Source organism: Marinobacter azerbaijanicus (genome assembly GCF_030250645.1).
Classification (GTDB): Bacteria; Pseudomonadota; Gammaproteobacteria; order Pseudomonadales; family Oleiphilaceae; genus Marinobacter; species Marinobacter azerbaijanicus.
Window position 1 is genome coordinate 1 of the sequence record NZ_JASSVS010000043.1, and the last position, 3,398, is coordinate 3,398.

Consider the following 3,398-nt stretch of genomic DNA (forward strand, 5'->3'; position numbering starts at 1 on the left):
GAAACACCGCCGGCTTCACGCTGCTCGAGCTGATCATCGCCGTGGCCATCATCGGCATCCTGGCATCGATCGCCGTGCCGAGTTATCAGGGCTACGTAGAGCGAGCAAGGGTCAGCGACGGGCAAGCGGGGCTCATGCAGGCTGCTTCTGAAATGGAGCGGTGTTACACCGTGTCGAATAGCTATCCTGCCAGCGGATGCTTACAGACGACCGAGTCTCCTGATGGAGTTTACGGCGCGATAGAGCTTATCAACAATGGTACATCTTACCGACTTGAAGCCAAAAGTCCGACACGGAATGTCAAAAATGGTTGTGAAATTTTATGGGTAGAAAGCAATGGAACTCGTGGGCCAGATTCGTGTTGGGGTCAGTAAGGCAAGGTTTCAACTTGGCTTCTCGCTAATCGAGCTGTTGGTGACGCTCGTTGTAATGGCAATCATCGCCACCATTGCCGTGCCCGGTTTTCAGAACATGATGGCGAGCAATCGGTTGGCAGCCGATTACAATGTAGTGCTGACAGGGCTCAATCTGGCGCGTAGTGAGGCGATCAAGCGCAGGCAGGAGATGTCATTCAAGCTTTACAAGGGATCGCCCGGGGAATATCGCCTCTATGTCTCCGAGGAGGGCGAGGCCAATTCGCTGCGTATACGGCAGATGTCGAGTGGTCAGGTAGATGTGACAAGCGATGCGGGCACCGCTAACGAGGTCATTATTGAATTCAACCGCCTGGGTAGGATCGCAGATGACACGCACTGCGCAGATGGCTGCACGCTTACACTCACACACGACACGGGCTCCAGCCATCGCATTCAGGTCAGCCGGTTTGGCAAGGTAGGTCGAAGCGCAACATGATAATAAATAGTCGGCAGCGCGGCTTCACCCTGATCGAGGCCCTGGTTGCCCTGGTCATACTCTCCTTCGGTCTGCTAGGCGTAGCGGCGATGCAGCTCAAGGCGCTGCAGAGCGCACACATGGGATATCAACGCGCCGTGGTGAGCCTGGCGGCGATTGACGCCCAGGAGCGCGCCTGGGCAATTATGGCTCAAGATTCCAAGAAGAAATGCCCAATCGACACGGGTCTGAATGGCTGGAAGGCGCACTGGAACATTCTGTTACCCATCGCTTCGCATGGAAGCACCCAAGTACAGGAAGTGGACGCTTGTGAATACGCAGTAACGATCGGTTGGGCCGAGGAGCGTTTTTCTGATCCTGATGAGCAGGTGGTACCTTTCATTTATTCCTTTCGCCTACCCCAACTAGATTGATATGGAGTCACAAGCTGATGTCACCATGGCCCAGTATAGAGAACGGCCGCCGGGGGAGACTGCGACAGTCGGGATTTACTCTCATCGAGCTAATGGTGGCGCTGGTGATTGGCCTGGTCATCATCCTTGGCGCTGGCCAGCTCTTTTTGGTCGGCTTGCAGAATTTTCGCCAGACCGAATTCTTGGGCAATAAGCAGGCAGCGTTGACTTTCGCTTCAGAAATGCTAATTCGTGATATTCGCCGAGCCAACGTCGATGCATCGGGTACCCCTAAAATCAGCTTTTCAGACACAGAGCTTCGGATCGAGATCATCAATAACGGTGATACAAACGCTTGTAGCGACGGGAACAAGGTGGTCCGCGTCTACCGCTTGAGCAACACCGTCGTCAGTGCTAGCGAGGGATGGTCATTGGATATGGGACAGAACTGCAATGATGCCCCCAGCGGTTCTGACTTCGAGCCGCTCGTTGCCGGTTTTGCAAAAGATGGCTTCGTCAGTAGCGAGACAGATGAGGGCAGCGGTATCTGGGTGATTCGATTTACACTTTTATCCAATCGAGACGGTGATACCGACAATATTGAGTTTTATGCCACCAATCGAACTGCTGCTGTGGCTAACATAAACTGAGGCGAAGAGCATGGAAAATCAGCGTGGTGCCGCGCTTGTCATCGTTCTCTCCATGCTGGCGATGACGCTGGTGCTTGGCCTTTCGGGTATGCAATCCTCATTGGTGGAAGAGAGGTTGGCCGGTAATTATAAGGCGGCAGTTGAAGCGCAAATGAACGCAGAATCAGTAGCGTCTGAAATTTTTTCTATCATCAATGAAGGCCGGAAAGACATCTTCGTTACAAACGGTGATGTTTTTCAAAGCGAGCTTGCCTGGGCAGAATTTTCTGCATTGGCTGAAAGTAATTCAGGTTCATGTCAAAGCTACAGCAATCGTGTGGCTTGTTATGTGCGTCTCACTGAAGCTGCGCTTGGTTTGTCTGGCGGGGATTATATTTTTGCAATAGGTAGCGTGGTGAATGATGATGTTGTTGTTTCTGAAAGCCTTCCCGTTGTCGTTGAGGTAGAGAGTCGAGGTCTTATAAGGGATGCAGAGGCGGCTGTTACATGTGTTGGGGCGACATGTGAATTTTTCGCTAAGAATCCTCCGACAGTAATTGATGGGAGGGACTATTACGCTAATGTCGATACCAAAGGTAGCATAAGCTCAAATGATGTAAATCCCAGCGGATTTAACAAGGCCGCTTACATCGTTCCTGATGGCAATGTGGCACTTGGTAATTCCAGTGTCACAGGTGAAAAGATAGAAAGCGCCGAAGACTATGAAAATTACGAAGGGTTGGACGAAAAATGGAGCAGTGCTGAGGCTAGAGTGAAAGAGGATATAGATAGGTTAGTCCAGTTGGGTAAGGAGGGAGATGGTAGGATTACTTATTTTGGACAGGATTCGGGTGGTGGGGTTGCAATGCCAAGTTCCGGCATTGTCGTTGTAGACAATGTTGACCTTTTTATGGATGTGCCGGGGAATTTTAAATTCACAGGTCTTGTAGTCGTGAGGCATGGTTCTCTTAATTTTAGCGCACCTCAAGGTGCTGGAACGATTGCGGTGGTGGGAGCGGTTATAGCTTATAACTCGACGGTCAACATGCAGAACGGAAACCCTGCTGTCTTATATAGCTCGGAGGCTTTGAACAATGTAGGAGCAACCTCGGGAAGTGACGGGTTAAGCATTCGGCGGTGGCTATGATTTCTTCACAACTTACGACTTTTGAAATGAATATGGGTTTAGGACATACGTTAAATATTTCTTTTGGGGAGGACGTTTTCTAGGAGGTGTGGGCTAATTTAGCCATTTAATCTATGCAAGTAGCTTCCTGTGTATAGTAAGGAAGCTGTGTTTTATCTTGTCTATGAAACTGCCGCTCTATTTTTATTACCACCAAACAGAACGTAAACATCGCCGCGATCCGCGCGTAGCACTGGCGACGAGTCTCCTGCTGGAGGAGGCTTAAGCTTAGGCCTCGGAGGGCTTTCGGTAATGACCGGGAACGGTAACTCGCTCACCATTGGGGAGCTGGCGCACGTAGGTGGGAACGTAGATACGCTTGATGACGCTTTTGCGGGA

At 50.8% G+C, this 3,398-nt stretch carries 5 protein-coding genes; all 5 read left to right on the top strand.

Annotated elements, in window-relative coordinates; translation table 11 throughout:
• Positions 1-374 (top strand): type IV pilin protein (locus QPM17_RS23295; protein WP_285394139.1); only part of this gene is annotated, 374 nt, incomplete at its 5' end.
• On the top strand, positions 337-852 hold the full coding sequence (locus tag QPM17_RS23300; RefSeq protein WP_285394140.1) for a GspH/FimT family pseudopilin: 516 nt from the start codon (positions 337-339) through the stop codon (positions 850-852). The genes QPM17_RS23295 and QPM17_RS23300, both read left to right, overlap by 38 nt.
• Positions 849-1,265: a type IV pilus modification protein PilV gene (gene pilV, locus QPM17_RS23305; RefSeq protein WP_285394141.1), complete on the top strand. Its 417-nt coding sequence runs from the start codon at positions 849-851 to the stop codon at positions 1,263-1,265. The genes QPM17_RS23300 and pilV overlap by 4 nt, the downstream gene beginning before the upstream one ends.
• A gap of 17 nt (positions 1,266-1,282) precedes the next feature.
• Positions 1,283-1,894: a PilW family protein gene (locus QPM17_RS23310; RefSeq protein ID WP_285394142.1), complete on the top strand. Its 612-nt coding sequence runs from the start codon at positions 1,283-1,285 to the stop codon at positions 1,892-1,894.
• A gap of 10 nt (positions 1,895-1,904) precedes the next feature.
• Complete coding sequence (locus QPM17_RS23315; RefSeq protein ID WP_285394143.1) at positions 1,905-3,020, top strand: pilus assembly PilX family protein; 1,116 nt, start codon at positions 1,905-1,907, stop codon at positions 3,018-3,020.
• Positions 3,021-3,398: the final 378 nt, after the last annotated feature.